This window comes from Prochlorococcus sp. MIT 1300, from assembly GCF_034092375.1.
Lineage (GTDB): Bacteria > Cyanobacteriota > Cyanobacteriia > PCC-6307 > Cyanobiaceae > MIT-1300.
This window is the reverse complement of record NZ_CP139302.1, coordinates 1817210-1833742: the sequence shown is the minus strand read 5'-3', so window position 1 is coordinate 1833742 and position 16533 is coordinate 1817210. Positions and strand designations below refer to the sequence as shown.

At 42.5% G+C, this 16533-nt stretch carries 17 protein-coding genes; 5 read left to right on the top strand and 12 right to left on the bottom strand.

From position 1 onward, the window contains the following. Positions 1-9: 9 nt before the first annotated feature. The 3 genes from SOI83_RS09545 to psaM all read right to left on the bottom strand — a co-directional run bounded on the left by SOI83_RS09545 (position 10) and on the right by psaM (position 1794). Positions 10-1023, bottom strand: a complete 1014-nt coding sequence (locus SOI83_RS09545; protein WP_320676483.1) for a protochlorophyllide reductase — start codon at positions 1021-1023, stop codon at positions 10-12. 84 nt (positions 1024-1107) lie between these two features. Continuing rightward, entirely contained in the window at positions 1108-1521 is a 414-nt protein-coding gene (locus tag SOI83_RS09540) for a hypothetical protein (RefSeq protein ID WP_320676482.1), read from the bottom strand. A 66-nt stretch (positions 1522-1587) separates the two neighbouring features. Continuing rightward, complete coding sequence (psaM, locus tag SOI83_RS09535; RefSeq protein WP_320676481.1) at positions 1588-1794, bottom strand: photosystem I reaction center subunit XII; 207 nt, start codon at positions 1792-1794, stop codon at positions 1588-1590. Between the two features lie 121 nt (positions 1795-1915). On the opposite strand from psaM, the gene SOI83_RS09530 reads away from it, so the two are divergent. Continuing rightward, entirely contained in the window at positions 1916-2647 is a 732-nt protein-coding gene (locus SOI83_RS09530; RefSeq protein WP_320676480.1) for a lipoyl protein ligase domain-containing protein, read from the top strand. Here SOI83_RS09530 and SOI83_RS09525 read toward each other — a convergent pair. Then, positions 2644-3867 carry a site-2 protease family protein gene (locus SOI83_RS09525; RefSeq protein WP_320677749.1) on the bottom strand — a complete coding sequence of 408 codons (1224 nt, stop codon included), beginning with the start codon at positions 3865-3867 and terminating at the stop codon, positions 2644-2646. The genes SOI83_RS09530 and SOI83_RS09525 overlap by 4 nt on opposite strands. 98 nt (positions 3868-3965) lie before the next feature. Between SOI83_RS09525 and SOI83_RS09520 the strand changes: the two genes are divergently transcribed. Then, complete coding sequence (locus SOI83_RS09520) at positions 3966-4652, top strand: phosphoribosylanthranilate isomerase (RefSeq protein ID WP_320676479.1); 687 nt, start codon at positions 3966-3968, stop codon at positions 4650-4652. Between the two features lie 348 nt (positions 4653-5000). Here SOI83_RS09520 and SOI83_RS09515 read toward each other — a convergent pair whose 3' ends face one another. The 5 genes from SOI83_RS09515 to SOI83_RS09495 all read right to left on the bottom strand — a co-directional run bounded on the left by SOI83_RS09515 (position 5001) and on the right by SOI83_RS09495 (position 9569). Further along, the gene (locus SOI83_RS09515) at positions 5001-5708 is read right to left on the bottom strand and encodes an SDR family oxidoreductase (RefSeq protein WP_320676477.1); all 708 of its coding nucleotides are present in this window, start codon (positions 5706-5708) and stop codon (positions 5001-5003) included. Between the two features lie 33 nt (positions 5709-5741). Beyond that, positions 5742-6722 (bottom strand): acetyl-CoA carboxylase carboxyltransferase subunit alpha, encoded by a 981-nt coding sequence (locus tag SOI83_RS09510; RefSeq protein WP_320676476.1) that lies wholly within the window; start codon positions 6720-6722, stop codon positions 5742-5744. 28 nt (positions 6723-6750) lie between these two features. Further along, positions 6751-7791 (bottom strand): long-chain acyl-[acyl-carrier-protein] reductase, encoded by a 1041-nt coding sequence (locus SOI83_RS09505; RefSeq protein WP_320676474.1) that lies wholly within the window; start codon positions 7789-7791, stop codon positions 6751-6753. A 144-nt stretch (positions 7792-7935) separates the two neighbouring features. Continuing rightward, on the bottom strand, positions 7936-8664 hold the full coding sequence (locus tag SOI83_RS09500; protein ID WP_320676472.1) for an aldehyde oxygenase (deformylating): 729 nt from the start codon (positions 8662-8664) through the stop codon (positions 7936-7938). A gap of 83 nt (positions 8665-8747) precedes the next feature. Beyond that, positions 8748-9569 carry a creatininase family protein gene (locus SOI83_RS09495; RefSeq protein WP_320676470.1) on the bottom strand — a complete coding sequence of 274 codons (822 nt, stop codon included), beginning with the start codon at positions 9567-9569 and terminating at the stop codon, positions 8748-8750. Positions 9570-9639: 70 nt separating this feature from the next. Here SOI83_RS09495 and SOI83_RS09490 point away from each other — a divergent pair, with 70 nt between their 5' ends. The 3 genes from SOI83_RS09490 to pgeF are packed head-to-tail and all read left to right on the top strand — an operon-like array spanning position 9640 to position 12655. Further along, entirely contained in the window at positions 9640-10923 is a 1284-nt protein-coding gene (locus tag SOI83_RS09490; protein ID WP_320676468.1) for a S1 RNA-binding domain-containing protein, read from the top strand. Beyond that, a complete protein-coding gene (locus SOI83_RS09485; protein WP_320676466.1) occupies positions 10923-11819 on the top strand; it encodes a Tab2/Atab2 family RNA-binding protein in 897 nt (298 codons plus the stop codon). Before SOI83_RS09490 ends, SOI83_RS09485 begins: the two co-directional genes overlap by 1 nt. A gap of 5 nt (positions 11820-11824) precedes the next feature. Further along, positions 11825-12655 (top strand): peptidoglycan editing factor PgeF, encoded by an 831-nt coding sequence (pgeF, locus tag SOI83_RS09480; protein WP_320676464.1) that lies wholly within the window; start codon positions 11825-11827, stop codon positions 12653-12655. Here pgeF and SOI83_RS09475 read toward each other — a convergent pair. Genes SOI83_RS09475 through ilvB form a run of 3 tightly spaced genes read right to left on the bottom strand, consistent with a single transcriptional unit; the run spans position 12639 to position 16489 of the window. Next, positions 12639-14318: an NAD(P)/FAD-dependent oxidoreductase gene (locus SOI83_RS09475; RefSeq protein ID WP_320676462.1), complete on the bottom strand. Its 1680-nt coding sequence runs from the start codon at positions 14316-14318 to the stop codon at positions 12639-12641. The two genes, pgeF and SOI83_RS09475, sit on opposite strands and share 17 nt — an antisense overlap. Before the next feature lie 36 nt (positions 14319-14354). Next, the gene (locus tag SOI83_RS09470; RefSeq protein ID WP_320676460.1) at positions 14355-14705 is read right to left on the bottom strand and encodes a nuclease; all 351 of its coding nucleotides are present in this window, start codon (positions 14703-14705) and stop codon (positions 14355-14357) included. After that, a complete protein-coding gene (ilvB, locus tag SOI83_RS09465; protein ID WP_320676458.1) occupies positions 14702-16489 on the bottom strand; it encodes a biosynthetic-type acetolactate synthase large subunit in 1788 nt (595 codons plus the stop codon). Before ilvB ends, SOI83_RS09470 begins: the two co-directional genes overlap by 4 nt. Positions 16490-16533: the final 44 nt, after the last annotated feature.

Sequence of the window (16533 nt, the reverse complement as noted above, 5' to 3'; positions counted from 1 at the left end):
ACTTAGACTTTATCTAAGGCCAACTAATTCCATCGAAAGGTCCCATACCTTCTTAGCAGTTTCTGGGTCCGTTGCCCGTTCAGAAAGTTCTTGTGAGAATTGTTGTCGGTTTTTCTTTTGGCGGTTACCCCAACTCCAATGAACACCAGACAAGGCGAATTCCGGGTCGGCAACAACCTGAGCAACGCGCTGTCCAGCTAGCAATTGGCTTACAAATCCACCTGTAATTAATTTCTGAAACCAAGGAAAAAGTATTTGGAATAACTTTGGAGTATTCCTAAATAACTTCGTGTTAGCTACACAACCTGGGTATAAAGAGCTAAATAAAATTGGAGAGTCTTTGTATCTACGATGAAGCTCTTGTGTAGTTATCATATTACAAAGTTTGCTGTCCTTGTAAGCTTTCCCAGGCTTAAAACGTTTTCCACTGGCCATACAAATTGGTGCTCTGAATCCCTGCTCAAATCCAGAAAGATTGCCAAGATCAGCAGGTGCAGGAATAGGGATTTTTCCACCAAGCTCCTTATAGTTTGCTGTAACTGTCCCAAGTATCACGACTCTAGGGCCCTCATTTCCCCAAGAAGTCCCTGTCCAAACAGGGCGTGAAGATCGCCTCAAGTTATCCAGCAAAAGTTGAATTAACAAAAAATGACCTAGATGATTGGTTGCCATAGAAATTTCATAACCCTGTGCAGACCAGCGAGGCTTCTTAAGTCTTGGTAAATAAACAGCTGCATTACAAACAAGAGCATCTAGAGGACCATCAAGAGAAGCAAGCAAATTGTCAACTCCTTCTTGAACACTCTCAAAATCAGAAAGGTCCATTCGTATATGTTGCAGCTGTCTAGGACGCGCTGATGGCAAACCTAGCTGAAGTGCCGCTGCTTCTGCCTTAAGAGGGTTTCTATTAGCTGTAATTACCCTCCAACCAAGTTCAACAAGAGCTTTAGTTGCATATAAACCAACCCCAGAGGTGGTTCCAGTTATAAGGACTGTGCCTGGAGCAGCTTGAGTAGAAGCCATTGAAGAAGACTTTGAAGCTTTTGATCTTTGAGCGAGTTAAACTTAATTTGTTTAATCAAAATTCTGTCTATTTATATTTAGAGCTTAACGCCAAATAATTCTTACCCTATTTGGAGCTATCCACTGATCTTGCTCATACATAAAGCGACGGTCTCCTCCAAGGGTAAATAGTCGATCAAATCTCTTTTGCTTCACGAGCCATTTTGCAGTCTCTTGATCAAGGACTTCAGTAAGTTCAGCGTGTCTATTAACACGTTGATAATAGGCAAAACCCAGCTTTAGAAGGCTTACTCCACCAAGAACTAGTAAGCCAAACTTCATACCTAAAGCGATGAGACTGTATACAACATCTCTACGTTGCTCCTGAAGCTGCAAAGTAGACGCCAAAGTTGCAGCATCTACTTTGGAAGAAGCCGAGCAACTAGATGATGATTTCTGTTGAGGAAGGCGAGAACGACTCCGTTTTCTCTTGCTGGATTTTTCCAGAGATGAGATCAAAGTTTTTTACCGGTTAACCGCTTGTATCGCAGAGAACCTTTCCTGCCAAGCCCCTAAAGCAACAAATCAAGCCCTATGAAGAGCTGTTCCTAAGCGAAGAGCCAAGATACCCGCATGGAAAACCACAACAAGGAGCATTCCGGCAAGGTCGATTACTGGGTCCATGAGGAAAACTTTAAAAACAACTCTATTCTCCCAATAAATCCCTACAACTAGCCATTCTTTGCAAAGCCCTGTCACACCTATAAATGATAAAAAGCCCAATTCAGACATTTTCAGCCTATAAACGAACCCTTAAACACAGCAGCTCTTTTGGAAACTCAAGCAATAGATTCCAAAAAATCAATCTCAGGAAACTCAACAGCATCAAAACACCTTTTATGTTCTTAAACCTATGAATGGGCGTTTGCTGCCTTTATTGAAAACATCTGGACCCAAACAAATGGCCCTAGATGAGTTACTACTAGAAAGCAGCCTTGAAAATTCCAGCAATTCACCAACCTTGCGCTTCTACCAGTGGGAAGGGAATTGGCTATCTATAGGACGTAATCAACTCCAATGGCCAAAATCTTGGGCAAAACTTGCCAAGTCTGAAGCCTTCAACATTGTTAGAAGACCGAGCGGGGGTGGGGGAGTCCTCCATATAGGAGGACTGACATACTCACTAGTTTGGCCTGGGGCACCCAAAAAACGAAAAGAAGCTTATTACCAAACGACTTCCTGGCTTATAAAATCCTTTGCAGAACTTGGTTTTCCACTGAGATTTGGGACTGAATCCTTAAGCCCAATCAATAGAGATTGCTTCCAAACCTCAACAATTGCCGATCTTATAGATCCCAATGGTCAAAAAAGAGTTGGAAGTGCCCAATTCTGGCGGAAAGGATATTTGCTTCAACACGGAGAAATACTCTTAGACCCCCCAACCAAGCTTTGGAGAGAAATTTTCAATAGTTGCGCACCTGAGCCAGCGCCATCGTCAATCCCTAGAAAAGGACTCCAAGAGTTTCTCTTAATGGGGCTAAATACATCTTGGCCAGAAATTAATTGGCACAAAAGTGAGCTTACAAGGGATGAGAAAGAAAAGCTTTCTTTTAACTCGTCAAAATATATTGTGCCCTTGAATTAGTTAGGTGCATCTACTACTCCTGAAGCAATCATTGCCTCAACAACCTGAGGGAAAGAAATCCCCAATGGATAGATATTTTGCTCCCTTGCACTATTAAGGATTGAAACAGGCAACCGCAATCCAAGACTCTTTAAGACAGCTTCACCGAGATCAGTTCTATCAAGTGTTCCAGAAGGTAATCCTGCAAGATTAAAAACAAGGAGTCTTCCCTGATCGCTTCTTTCTAATGACAAAACCGCCTTCCAAAGTGGGTCCTTTTCTCCTATGCAAGGCAATTCATTTAAAGAGCGCATATGATCTCCTATTTTTTGCTGATCCCACTGTTGAATAGGAATTTCTTTAAGAGGCTGATCAGATACATAACCTACCCATCGTCCAGAGCGACAGACAAGAACCCAATCGGAGATTTGCGAATCATCCTTTATTGAAAGTCGCAATTGACTTAATCTTTTTAATGACTCATCGTCTTCGAGAACCCTAAATCGTCGTCCTAAAGCCTTCCCTACACTTAAGTCACATAGAGACTGCTGTAAGGCCATCATCTGACTTTGAGACCTAGAAGCTGACAACCCAAACCAACCAAGGATTGCCCACCAAAGTGCTCCTAAACCTCCTCCTCTAATAAATAGCCATATCCCCAATACAATGGCAAATATTGACAGCAATCGTCCAGTGGCGGTTGCGATTTGAATGCCTTTTCTTTTATTACCAGTTAGCTGCCAAACTATTGCTTTAAGTATTAAACCTCCATCCAAAGGCAAACCAGGCAACAAATTGAATAATGCCAAAACAAGATTTAATGAGCCAAGTTGTCTCACCATATTTGCAAGAAACGGATTTAAATCTAAAGCTGAATCAACAGAATTAAGAAGGCAAAAAGCAAGTATAAGACTGACAAGGGGGCCTGCTGCTGCAACTCGAAGTGCAGCCATTGGTGTCGAACATTCTTTTTCAACTCTGGCCACGCCACCCAACAAAAACAGAGTAATGCTTTGTACCTTGACGCCCTCATGAATAGCAACAAACGAATGTCCCAACTCATGAAGTAGAACCGAAAAGAACAGAAGCAAAGCTGTGATTAGTCCCAAGCCCCAGCTAACCCAGACAGGAATAGCAACCTCTGCAAGCCGACTTATCTGGCCCTCCGCAGACCACGTAAAGAGAACCAAAATCAAAAACCAACTTGGATGAACCCTTAAGGGAATACCCCGGATCCGCATAAGTTCCCAACCTTCCAATACTTTTTCCTCTCTAACTAAACTATGAAAAAGGAAATATCCATTTAATCCTAGAAAAGCAAAAGCAAAAAGCCTTAAAAATGAGCTCGACAAAACCAACAGCCATAAAAATCTGTGGAATCACCCAAAAAAGTCAAGCTTTGGAAATTTCAAGTCTGGGAGTAGACGCTATCGGGGTTGTCGGAGTTAGTACCTCGCCAAGATACCTAGAGGAGAGAAAACGCCGTGCACTTTTTGATGCACTAAGCAAGACAAATCACAACATAGAGAGAGTATGGGTTGTTGCAGATCTTGACGACCAGGCATATGAATCAGCATTAGGGGGGGAAGGCACTCCTTCAATCATTCAGTTGCATGGCGAAGAATCACCAGAAAGATGTTTTACGCTAAGAAATAGGTTTCCAAATATAAAGTGGTGGAAAGCCCTGAGAATCCAGCAAGAGAAGGATATTTTTAAAGTCAATGGTTATACAAATCATGTTGACGCCTTACTTCTAGATGCCTGGAGTCAAGGGCAACTTGGCGGCACTGGTAAGAGAATTCCCCTTGATTGGTTAAAAGAAATAGTTTTCAAGTCCCCTTGGTGGCTTGCAGGAGGCATATCGCCAGAAAATCTTCAAGAAGTACTTAAAGAAACAACTCCTTACGGCATTGACGCCTCAAGCAGCCTTGAAGAAGCACCAGGAATAAAAAATATCCCGCGGGTAAAAACCTTATTGACCTCCCTAAGAGCTGCTAACGAGCAGATCTCCTCTTCTGATCAATAGCACAACAGGAACAGCCTACTCAAAAATATAGAAATAACTGCGAATAGATTATCCATCTAAATACTCTTAGGTGGTCTCAACTGCGCCTATCCTCGCCAGCAGTCTATTGAATATTTGTGATTCTCATGAACAATAAAAAAACTTAAAGAATCAACTGTCTTACAAAAGGTTTTAGCCAAAGCTTAACGAAGCTTGTATATCCAGCGGCATCGTCATTCGTAAAAAATTACCAATCCTCAAAATGCTGCTTAATGTAAATCCGAAGTGGGGTTTGATTTCATGATTATTATTCTTATATTTACCTAAACTTTTCTATATTGTTGATCTACTTGAAACAATATAGGCTATTCAAAAAGCACCTTTCGCTGGCATCAAAGTAAGGTCTTCTATAAGTTGCGATGAAGGTTGTTCTGCCATGTAAAGAAGGGTTGAAGCAGCCTGATCAGAAGAAAGCATGGCATGACGATCAAAATCACTATTGACGGTTTCTTGATCCCATAATGTGGTATTAACTGAACCCAAAGTAAGGGTTGATGCCCTAATACCATTTGATCGCTCTTCTTCAGCCAAGCAACGAGTAAAGCTTTCCAAAGCAGCTTTAGAAACGCAATATCCACCCCATTGAGGGAAAGAATTGCGAGCAGCATGACTACTTACATTAATAACCAATCCTCCCTTATCACGCATAACTGGTACAACTTCAGCGCAAATCTGAAAAACACTAGTTAGATTTACTTGAAGCATCCATTGCCAATGGTTTAATGACATTTGCAAGAGATCACCAGTCCATGCAACACCTGCATTATTGATTAGAACTGAAGGGGCATCTCCCTTCTGAAGAAGTACTGCTAAAGAAGGTGAAATAGATTCTGGATTTGAAAAATCAATCGATTTAGTAGCAATTGACCTGCCTGTGGAACGAAGCTCCTGAGATAGTGATTTAAGAGAATCGGAATTTCGAGAGGCTAATAACAAGTCCCAACCAGCATTGGCAAATTTCTTTGCAGCAGCCTCTCCTATTCCTCTAGAGGCCCCTGTTATCAGTACTGTAGGCAAAATAGAAAAGACAACCCTTCAGAATTTAAGCACTTAAGCCGTCTCAGAAGTAGTTTGTTCGAGAACCCTTCCAATCGCCCTGTATTTCCTATATCGCGATTCACGTAATTGTTCAGTGGATAATGACAACAGCTCGTCTAAATGACTTTCTAAGGCCTTTCTAAGTGATTCTCCGGCCTTGAGAGGGGCCCAATTATTTCCTCCGGCTGGTTCTTTAATAATCTCGTCTAGGACTCCCAAATTAAGAAGATCTGGAGCAGTTATTTTCAAAGCTGCTGCTGCTTCTGGTGCCTTCGCGGCATCTCTCCACAAAATTGATGCACACGCCTCAGGGCTAGCAACTGTATAAACACTATGTTCAAACATCAAAAGCCGATCAGCGACTCCTATACCTAAGGCTCCACCAGATCCGCCCTCGCCAATCACAGTTGCAATAATTGGAACTCTAAGACGAAACATTTCACGTAAATTCACTGCTATTGCTTCTCCTTGTCCTTGCTCCTCAGCTTGCAAACCCGCATAGGCCCCTGGTGTATCAATGAAATTTATGATCGGCAACTTGAAACGATCTGCATGATTCATTAAGCGAAGTGCTTTTCTATAGCCCCCAGGCGTGGCCATCCCAAAATTTCTTGCAACATTTTCCTTAGTGTCTCTTCCCTTTTGTTGTCCAATTAACATCACCGATCTATGGCCTATTCGCCCAATACCACCAACCAAAGCCTGGTCATCACTTCCTGTTCTATCGCCGTGCAATTCAACCCAGTCTTCACAAAACATCTGAATAAAATCTAATGTGCTTGGTCTATGTGGGTGTCTAGCAACCTGAATTTTCTGCGCCGGTGTTAGTGCTTGGAAGATTTCTTCCCTTCTCCTCGCAGCAAGCGTTTCAAGCTGAAGCAATTGCTGACTAACATCTACCTCTGAATCTCTGGCCAGTTCACGAATCTGTTCAATCTGCTTTTCAAGCTCAACTAAGGGTTTCTCAAACTCGAGCAGATAACGTCTAGCCATTTCAGGAGGAGAGAGTAAAAGAATTAGTTCAGGCAGCAGCTACCTGAAGAGGGGTCTTCAAGTTGAGTGTGGAGAACCCATTGCGAACAGAGGCCTCTCCAATAAAGTCCATTTTCTCAAGAGTGATGTTGTTACGCCCCCAACTAAAATTAGTGTGGCAATTCTCGAATTCCAGAAGCATCGCCTCAGCAAAACAAGCAAACATTTGTCTATGAGGTTTTTCCATCTCCGCTAACTCCATCATGTTCCAACCAATATCAGCAAAAAACTCAACTATGCCACCCTTTAAGACATGTACACCCGACCCAGAAAGTTTTGAGCTTAAATTCTTTGGATAGCCACCATCAATCATTAAACAAGGCTTCCTCAATTTAGTTGCATCAATTTCTAAAGTTCTCGGCATACTTGCCACCCAAACCACAGCGTCAGCATCAGGCAAAGCATCTTCTAGAGACATTATTCTCCCTCCGCCTAATTCTGCTTGAAGTTCTTTAAGAGGATTTTGTTGCCTAGCGACCAAAAGGAGTTCAGCAACTCCAGTCCTTTGTGAGAGCCACCTACAAACGGCACTTCCGATATCCCCAGTAGCTCCAACTACTGCGACCCTAGCCTTCTTTAAATCAATCCCTATAGACGGAGCATTAATTTCAAGTTGTCTACAAATTACCCATGCGGTATGAGTATTCCCTGTTGTAAATCTCTCCCACTCAAGAATTGTATTTCGAACATGCTGATGTTGAAGCAAATTGAAGTTCTCAAAAATTATGGAAGTAAAGCCTCCCAAAGCTGTAATACTTATTCCCTTCTTTTGAGCAAGTTCCATAGCATTTAGGACCTTGCGACGAGCTGTTTTAAAACGGCCCAACATCTCAGGCACAAAACAAGAGTCGATATACGCACCTTCAATACTCTTCCCAGAAGGGCTAACAATCTCAACATGCTCTACAAGCTGAGGGGGAGCGCTACACCAAACATCCAAATCACCCTCAGCTATGTGGTCATAGCCAAGATCAAAGGCTTTTCGCCTTGCGTCATCAAAACTTGTGGAGTGTCCGATTAATCCAAACATTTAATGGAGTATGCGTATCCGAGCTAATTAGATAGCCTTGTAGGAGGACATTAATCCACTATCGTCCCACGGAACCAAGAATTAGTACCAGGGGACTATAAGAAAACCGTCTTATTTAAGTTATTAACCTAGGTCTAATTCAAGTCAAACAACTGCTGCAAGAGCCATTCGAGCAATTTCTCGGTTGTCTAAACCGATTTCAGTTAAAGAATCTTGGTAAGCAATCATGAATTCTTCCATTAGTTCCTCCTTATCCATATGGAGCACGGAAGCATCCTTCGCCACCTCATCCAACATTGAGCGGATGAGCGGAAGGTTTACTTTGTTTGCTTCCATAAGCTCGTCCTTACAAGTTTTTAAATTGGCTTTTAGCCACTCCTGGCCATAATTCAGGTGAAGGTACTCGTCTTGAACAACACCTTCAGTAATTTTCTTCGCGAACGGGTCAGCTACACGGATATAAACGTGATAAGCCGAAATAGCAAAAGCTTCTATAAGGATTCCCTGGATAAGAAAGCAGGTTGTCAGCTTCTCCTCTTGCAAAGCTTTCTGGAAGTTTCCATGCAGAGGTGAAAAAAACTTTTTAGCGAATTCCATATCCGCTACAACGTCCAGATTCTTCCCACAAGCAGTGAATCCCCTCATATGCTTGAGTTCCATGCGAGCCAACTTTTTCAACTCGTCGGCTTGATCAGGAAGGAGTGTCCCAATAGACATGTAATTGTCATGAGCCTCCTGCTCTCCTTCAATCACAATTGCATTGATTCGGCTGTATGCGTCTTTGTAGGTCTCAGTGGTGAAGTCGGGAAGGGCTACAGATAGGTCCTCCTGGCCGTCCACAACTGAAAGAACCGGTGATTCAAGGGTGGGCATGAATCTTAACTAAGCTAAGCAGTGGGAGTGACTTTAACCATCTCTCTCGCAAATATCATGTTCAGTGTTATTAAGTAGTTAAATCAACTCGATGAGAAAGGCTTCACAGGAGGCCAATTACTTGCCATAAGACTGCTGAAAAGCTCAACCCAGTGGGAGATCAAAGCCTCTTCAATCTTTTGTCCAAGAGCCCTGCTCGACTTGCTGCTATCCCCAATAACCCCGCTTTGACTTAGATCTTCTGTAAGCCATGAGCATGGGGCTGGTCCTTCTAGAGACCAGCCATATGGTGGTTCAGAGGGATTTGTCTGATTACTCAAAACACCATCCGATGGTCTATCTCCACCAACTAATTCAGGTGCTAGAGAAAGCATCAAACTTGTTTCTGCTAAACCGGCATGAAGTCCTCCGATTCTTTCCTTCGGCGGAATTACGTCGTTGATAGTTTGAACACCACTCCAAATAAAGCAAGGCAAAACAGCCATTTCGGGGCATTTCATACGAAGCTCGCGACCTGCAGCCTGTAAGAGCCCAATTTGGCCACCATGGGCGTTAAAAAACAAAAGTCTTCTAACGCCTAAAGAGGCCAATTGCTCACCAACTTCCATAACAATCTGCAATAACAATGATGCAGAAATTGAAATAGTGCCAGGGAAAGACGAATGCTCAGGAGAAAAGCCAAAACTTTGAGAAGGGAGCATCCATAAGGGACATTCCTTCGGCATTCGATCAAGAACCTTTAGAAGAATTTGTTCAGCAAAAAAGTTATCTGTAACTAACGGCAAATGTGGTCCATGCTGCTCACAAGCCCCAAATGGCCAAATCAAAGTAGACCCTTTAGCCCTTGCAGCAACTGCAGCTTCTGGCCAAGAGAGATAATCAAAGCGGCGAAAATTCAAAGTCATCAATTCTTAACAGCGAAAAGAACCTCACATTGCCTGTAAGAATGGCCCATCGACGACCCCCCAGGTCCCTATGGCCGGATCCGGCAGCAGTCCGAAATCGAACCAACCAATTCCACCAAAGCCTCCTGCAGAGGCTGCCAGGAAGCCACTGCAAGTAATGCACATCAGTCGGCGGGACGAAAAAGCCGCTGCGCCTTCAGAAAGCAACGCAGAGCAAGAAACAGCCAATGAAACCAATAAATCCCAAACGAATACTGGAAAAGGAATAGAACAACTATCCAATGTTCCTTCAAGAACTGGTTTGAGCAAGCCTATAAAAAATGACAATCGGTTTGATCTAGAAGATATCCAGGGGGTAACGATGGGAGATCTTCTTGGAAACAGCCAAACACCCGGCAAGTATCAAAATACAAATTCAGCCGAAGACCAACAAACCCAATTCTCAAGAAGTGTTGATGACTTTGACTTTGATGAAGACGCGTTCCTCGCAGCTCTAGATGAAAACGAGCCCATTGGCAGCACTGGAGAGGTCGCTAAAGGTTCTGTTATTGGGGTGGAAAGTGATGGGGTTTACGTTGACATTGGTGGGAAAGCCCCTGGCTTCATGCCTAAAAACGAATGTGGTCTAGGGGTTATCACAAACCTCAAAGAAAAATTCCCTAAAGGCTTGGAGGTTGAAGTCCTTGTTACTAGAGATCAAAATGCCGACGGTATGGTAACCATCAGTTGCCGGGCACTTGCCCTTCGTAAAAGTTGGGACAAAGTTCGTGAGATGGAAGCAAAAGGCCAAGTTGTTCAAGTAAAGATCAATGGTTTCAATCGAGGAGGTGTTACTTGTGACTTAGAAGGGTTGCGTGGTTTCATTCCACGTTCGCAACTTGAACACGGAGAAGAGCATGAAAGTCTTGTTGGCAAATCTCTTGGAGTTGCATTCCTAGAAGTAAACCCAGACACGAGGAAGCTCGTTCTTTCAGAAAAAAGAGCAACAATTGCGGCTCGATTTGCACAATTAGAAATTGGTCAACTAGTTGAAGGCAAAGTAGTTGCAATAAAGCCTTATGGTTTTTTTGTTGATTTAGGCGGAGTAAGTGGTTTGCTTCATCAGTCGGTAATCACTAATGGTTCACTAAGATCACTTAGAGAAGTTTTTACACATGGCGATCAAGTAAAAGCCCTCATCACTGAACTAGATCCAGGCCGGGGACGTATCGGCCTTAATACAGCTCTTCTGGAAGGTCCTCCTGGAGAAATACTTATAGAAAAAGATAAGCTGATGCAAGAAGCCTCCGAAAGAGCAAACAAAGTTCGCAACTTACTTAAACAAGAGCCAGTAAAAGAAGAAATTAACGAATAATGTCTAATACTCCTGAAGAACAACTAACAACCCCAAAAAGAGCAGATTGGGAACTTGATTTTTACTCAAGGCCAATTATTGAGCCAGATGGAAAAAAAAGATGGGAGCTATTAATTATTAGTACTGAAGATGCCTCTGGCTCTGCTCCCTTTAAATGGGAAAAATGTTGTCCTGCATCAGAGGTTAATTCTCTTTGGCTTACAGAGGCAATTAAAGAAGCTCTTGCAGAGGCTCAAAAACAAGGTTGGGAGATTCCATTGAGGATTCGATGCTGGCGAACTTCAATGAAAACCATGGTAAAGAAAGCTGCTACTGCCTTAAACATTGAGGTGATTCCTAGCCGCCGAACATATTCACTTTGCCAATGGTTAACTGAGAGAGAAAGAGATCTATATCCAACACAAAAGGGATATATGGCAGGCCCCCTTGCTCCTCCACCTACGCCAATCCTCAATCAAGCAGTTCCTTTGCCTGAGGCAGTTCGTGGTGATGCATTGACTTTGGCATCACTTTCCATAGGACTATTACGAGAAGCAGAAGAGTGGCCTATGGAGTTCAGTGGATTAACCCCTATAGGCAATGTACAGGACGAGAATCTACAAATTCCAGGCCTCAGAATTTTTAGCAAATCGAGATCACTTGCCTTAGCAGGTTGGCTTGGAGGACTTGAGCCAGTAAGACTTCTAATAGAGGGGAATCAACTGCTTCTAGAGGCAGGGCAAGAAGATCGATGGCTAGTCACTGATCTCGACAAAGCGACTGCAAAAAATACCGAAGAGAAACTTTTGCACTCAAGAGAGAATGCTGGGGGATTGCAATTCATAGCAATACAGTCGACTCCAGAGGTCCAAAGCTTTACTGGATTCTGGATGTTGCGTGACCTTCCTAGAATATAAGCAAATTGTCATTAGATAGACCTGAAAATAGAGATTTAAGTCCAATCAAATTGTTACCAGAAAATAAAAACTGGACTTGGGTAAATCAGTCAGGCTCATACTATCTTCAATCAGATCTACTCTCAGGCAATGGATTTAAACACGGTTTCTTTACCAAACGGAAAGATTCTTTAGATCCCATTCATTTGTCTAAAGGCCTGGCCGAAGACGTTAAGGCTTACTATTTAAAGCAAATACATAGCAATAAGATTATCAATGCATCAGAGACTAATCAGGAAACCCCTTTTCAAGCAGATTGCCTAATAAGTGATAACAAAAAACAAAGTTTGTGGGTATATTCAGCGGACTGCATGCCCATTCTATTAGCAGACAATGCCCAAGGCAAAGTTGCCTCCTGCCATGTTGGATGGAGAGGTCTCGCCTTGGGAATTTTGCCAAGACTAATCAGGAAAATGGAGGAGAAGGGAGTTAATAAAAATTCATTGCTGATAGCAATAGGTCCTGCTATTTGCAGCAACAAATATCCAGTAGAACTAGGTGTTGTGGAGGAAATAATAAAGAATTTAAAATGCGATAAAACTCTTTATTCAAATAATAGTCAAAAAATTGTTGAAGAGCTCAGAGAACTAGGAGCAATAATTAAAACAAATGATAAGAAAAAAATTTTCCTAGACATTAAACTAATAGCAAAATATCAACTTGAACTAGCGGGGTTAGAGACCTGTCAAGTCACGCTGAGTAATGTTTGTACAGCATCTCACCCAAGTCTCTTTAATTCGTGGCGAAGAGACAAAAAAAAAGCAATCCAATGGAGTGGTATTATCTCTCGTCCATAGATTTACTATCCAACAACTTTCTAGCAAGAGCTTCGCCGGCTTTTATGCCATCAATACCAGCAGACAAAATCCCTCCTGCATATCCAGCCCCCTCACCTGCAGGTATTAAGCCTTGCACATTAACGGACTCCATATTCTTGTCTCTAGATATACGAATTGGGGACGATGTTCGAGTCTCTACTGCTGTAAGTAATGCATCAGGATGATTGTATCCATGTAAGTATTTAGAGAATTTTGGAATTGCTTCTTTGATCGCATCAATAATCTCATCAGGCAAAGATTGACTTAATTCCGCAAGTTTTATTCCAGGCAAATATGAGGGTTTAACCTGCCCAAGCGACTTCGTAGTATTCCCTAATAAAAAATCCTCTAATCGTTGGACAGGAGCACAGTAATTACTACCTCCCATCCTAAAAGCTCTTTGCTCTAAATCTCTCTGCAAAGCGACACCAGCAAAAGGATCACCTGACCATCTCTCATACTTTAAAAGTTCATTTTTTTTCAAGTTAACAACCAGGGCCCCATTTGCATTACGTTCATTTCTCGAATGTTGACTCATACCATTAGTTACCACACATCCTTTTTCAGAAGTTGACCCAACCACAAGACCACCGGGGCACATGCAAAAGCTATATACACAATGTCCACTATGTGAATGATGCACCAACTTATATTCGGCATGTCCTAATCGAGGATGACCTGCTTTTAGCCCCCAACGTGCACGGTCAACCAAGTCCTGAGGATGTTCTACTCTTAAGCCAACCGAGAAAGGTTTTGCTTCTAGGGATACCCCCACTCTTTCCAGCATTTCAAAGCTATCACGAGCAGAATGGCCAATAGCTAAAACAATATTACGTGTATGTAAAATCTCCCCAGATGAAAGTCTTATGCCAATAATTCTAGAAGATTTTACCAAGCAGTTAATATCATTTAAAGGCTCTAAAAGCAACTCTTCTAGACAAGCTTCAAATAGGAATTCTCCCCCCAAGGCCTCAATTCTTTTCCTAAGACCTCTAACCACTGTAGCCAATTTATAGGTGCCTATATGAGGATGATGCAGTGTAAGAATCTCTGGATTAGCCCCACTCAAAACCAATTCTTCAAGTACCTTTCGTCCATATTGCTTAGGGTCACTTACCTGGCTATAAAGCTTCCCATCTGAAAATGTTCCAGCGCCACCCTCACCAAACTGAGCATTTGAATCAGGATTAAAAGGCGAATGACCTTTCCAAAAAGCAAAAGTATCTAATGTTCTTTCCTTAACCGCTTTCCCCCTCTCAATGAGTAAAGGCCTCAAACCCATTTGAGCAAGTGTCAGAGCGGCAAAATAGCCACAAGGGCCTGCCCCTACAATAATGGGTCGCTGAATTGTCTTATAGAAACCTCTAGAGAATTTAGCAACCTGCTCATATTTAAATTCCGGTGTCTTACGAATGCCTTTAGAGCCCAAGTGTCGCTTAAGCAACTGACTTTCTTGATAAACTTCAACATCTACGCTATAAACTACCTGAATTTGTTCATGGTTTCTTGCATCAATGCTTCTTTTATAAATCCTTGTGCTTTTTAAATCTGAAGACTTAATCCTAAGTCTTCTAATTATTTGCGAGGTTAAATCATCATCTTGATGATCAAGTGGGAGCCTTAACTCACTTAAACGCAACACATGCTCACCATAAAGATAAAGAAATCAGTATGAGGTTTACGCATAATCACATGACCATTTAGCCAAGCCAGCTTCTACTAAACGCTTGGATAAATCTTTCTCACTACCAAGGGGCATAACCCGAGCAAGCAAAACACCTTCCTCAGAACCCTCTGGCCTAAGATTCACCTTTTTCCTCCTAGGCAACTCAGCTCTCAACAAATTCCTAGCAGATTGATCATCAGAGGAATCAACAGAGATGCATGCAAGTTGAACAGTATAAGTCCGATTATGGTCACCTATTTGCAACAACGTAGAGCTTTGAATTTGCAAAATCTCAGCAGCATTAGTGGGACTTGGGACTCCGAGAAGAAAGACCAATAAAAACAACCAAAATGTATAAATCATTTTCTATGGATCTCCATTACTGGCTCAGGGAGAGAAGGCAACCCAACCATCTGAGCATTACTCTTGCCAGGTGGAACCATTGGATAACAATTTTCCCCTCGCCTTACATGAACATCTATAAACATTGGCCCTGGATTCATAAAAGCATTCTTCAACTGAGGCTCTAGATCATCGCGATTTTTAATCTCTATTCCTTTAATGCCAAATGCAGCTGCAAGTGATTTAAAGCTAGGCATTCCTGGAAGCATATTTGAAGCAGAATATCTCTCCTCATAGAAACTTTCTTGCCATTGCCTAACCATTCCCTGCCACTGATTATTAACGATCACAACCTTTAAAGGAAGTTGATATTCAGCGATAGTCCCTAGCTCCTGAATATTCATCAGAATACTTGCATCACCAGCGACACAAATTACTTGGTCTTTTGGAAAAGCACACTGTACACCCATAGCAGCAGGCATCCCATAACCCATAGTTCCTAAACCTGCACTACTTATCCACTTTCGAGGGCCACTACGTAGATATTGAGCTGCCCACATTTGGTGCTGGCCAACATCAGTTGTTATAAACGCTCCAGGAGCAAGATCTCTGATTGCAAGAATTACCTCTTGCGGGTAAATTTCTCCTTGTGGAGGTGGAGTAAATAAAGGGTATTTGTCTTTCCACATATCAATCATCGTCAACCAATCTGATGTCTTAGGTTCAACTTTTCTTGCCTTACTTACTTCAAGTAGCTTTATAAGACTGTGACTAACATCACCTAAAATAGCCACATCTGCTGGCCGGTTTTTACAAATCTCAGCTGGATCAATTTCAAAATGAATTACCTTTGCATTAGGAGCAAATGTATCTAGTTTCCCAGTAACTCTGTCATCAAAACGAGCACCTACAGCAATTAATAGGTCGCACTCTGTAACGGCAAAATTTGCATAGGCGGTCCCATGCATACCAAGCATTCCTACCGACAAGGAGTTCTGCTCATCAAAAGCCCCTTTACCCATAAGAGTTGTAGTGACTGGTATCTGATGACGACTGGCTAACTCAGCAAGGCTTTCATGGGCACCTGAAGAAATGACACCACCTCCGACATAAAACAAAGGACGTTGAGCCTTTTCAATAAGTTCAAGAGCCGCCTTGACGGAGCATTCATCTGGTGAAGATGGGGCACTAAACCCTGCCGGCACCGAATCGCCTGGATCGATAGGTTGATAATCAAAATATTCCTGGCCAACATCTTTTGGGATATCAATCAGGACTGGTCCAGGCCTACCCGAAGAAGCTATTAAAAAAGCTTGTGCAACAACTGAGGCAATGTCTGCAGGATCTCTAACTACCCATGAGTGCTTCACAATAGGAAGAGTAATTCCAAAAATATCTGTTTCCTGAAAGGCATCTGTACCAATAGCAGAACGTGGAACTTGTCCAGTAACTACAACCAACGGCACAGAATCCATCTGTGCCGTTGCTATTCCAGTAACTAAGTTTGTTGCACCTGGCCCTGAAGTCCCAAAACAAACCCCCACTCGACCAGTTGCCCTTGCATAACCATCAGCAGCATGGCTACCACCTTGTTCATGTCTTACAAGAATGTGCTTTAACCAACCTTGACTTTCTGCCTTATGAACTGCGTCATATATAGGAAGGATTGCACCACCTGGATAACCAAATATGACTTCAACGCCATGTCTTCGAAGAGCATCCATTAAGGCGTCTGCTCCGGTGATATGAAGACTCTGTTTATCGGCAGAATTTGACAAGGCCGTGGAAGCAGAAGTCAAAGTCACGGCAAATGATGGAGATCTAGACCTTTACATTAAATGCCCATTGG

Excerpts from the sequence above, each read along its gene's own strand:
- SOI83_RS09495 (WP_320676470.1), bottom strand. The coding sequence starts at position 9,569 with ATGACTTTGAATTTTCGCCGCTTTGATTATCTCTCTTGGCCAGAAGCT.
- SOI83_RS09545 (WP_320676483.1), bottom strand. The coding sequence starts at position 1,023 with ATGGCTTCTACTCAAGCTGCTCCAGGCACAGTCCTTATAACTGGAACC.
- SOI83_RS09510 (WP_320676476.1), bottom strand. The coding sequence starts at position 6,722 with ATGGCTAGACGTTATCTGCTCGAGTTTGAGAAACCCTTAGTTGAGCTT.
- SOI83_RS09505 (WP_320676474.1), bottom strand. The coding sequence starts at position 7,791 with ATGTTTGGATTAATCGGACACTCCACAAGTTTTGATGACGCAAGGCGA.
- SOI83_RS09470 (WP_320676460.1), bottom strand. The coding sequence starts at position 14,705 with ATGATTTATACATTTTGGTTGTTTTTATTGGTCTTTCTTCTCGGAGTC.
- SOI83_RS09500 (WP_320676472.1), bottom strand. The coding sequence starts at position 8,664 with ATGCCCACCCTTGAATCACCGGTTCTTTCAGTTGTGGACGGCCAGGAG.
- SOI83_RS09530 (WP_320676480.1), top strand. The coding sequence starts at position 1,916 with ATGAATGGGCGTTTGCTGCCTTTATTGAAAACATCTGGACCCAAACAA.
- psaM (WP_320676481.1), bottom strand. The coding sequence starts at position 1,794 with ATGTCTGAATTGGGCTTTTTATCATTTATAGGTGTGACAGGGCTTTGC.
- SOI83_RS09485 (WP_320676466.1), top strand. The coding sequence starts at position 10,923 with ATGTCTAATACTCCTGAAGAACAACTAACAACCCCAAAAAGAGCAGAT.
- SOI83_RS09490 (WP_320676468.1), top strand. The coding sequence starts at position 9,640 with ATGGCCGGATCCGGCAGCAGTCCGAAATCGAACCAACCAATTCCACCA.
- SOI83_RS09525 (WP_320677749.1), bottom strand. The coding sequence starts at position 3,867 with ATGCGGATCCGGGGTATTCCCTTAAGGGTTCATCCAAGTTGGTTTTTG.
- SOI83_RS09520 (WP_320676479.1), top strand. The coding sequence starts at position 3,966 with ATGAGCTCGACAAAACCAACAGCCATAAAAATCTGTGGAATCACCCAA.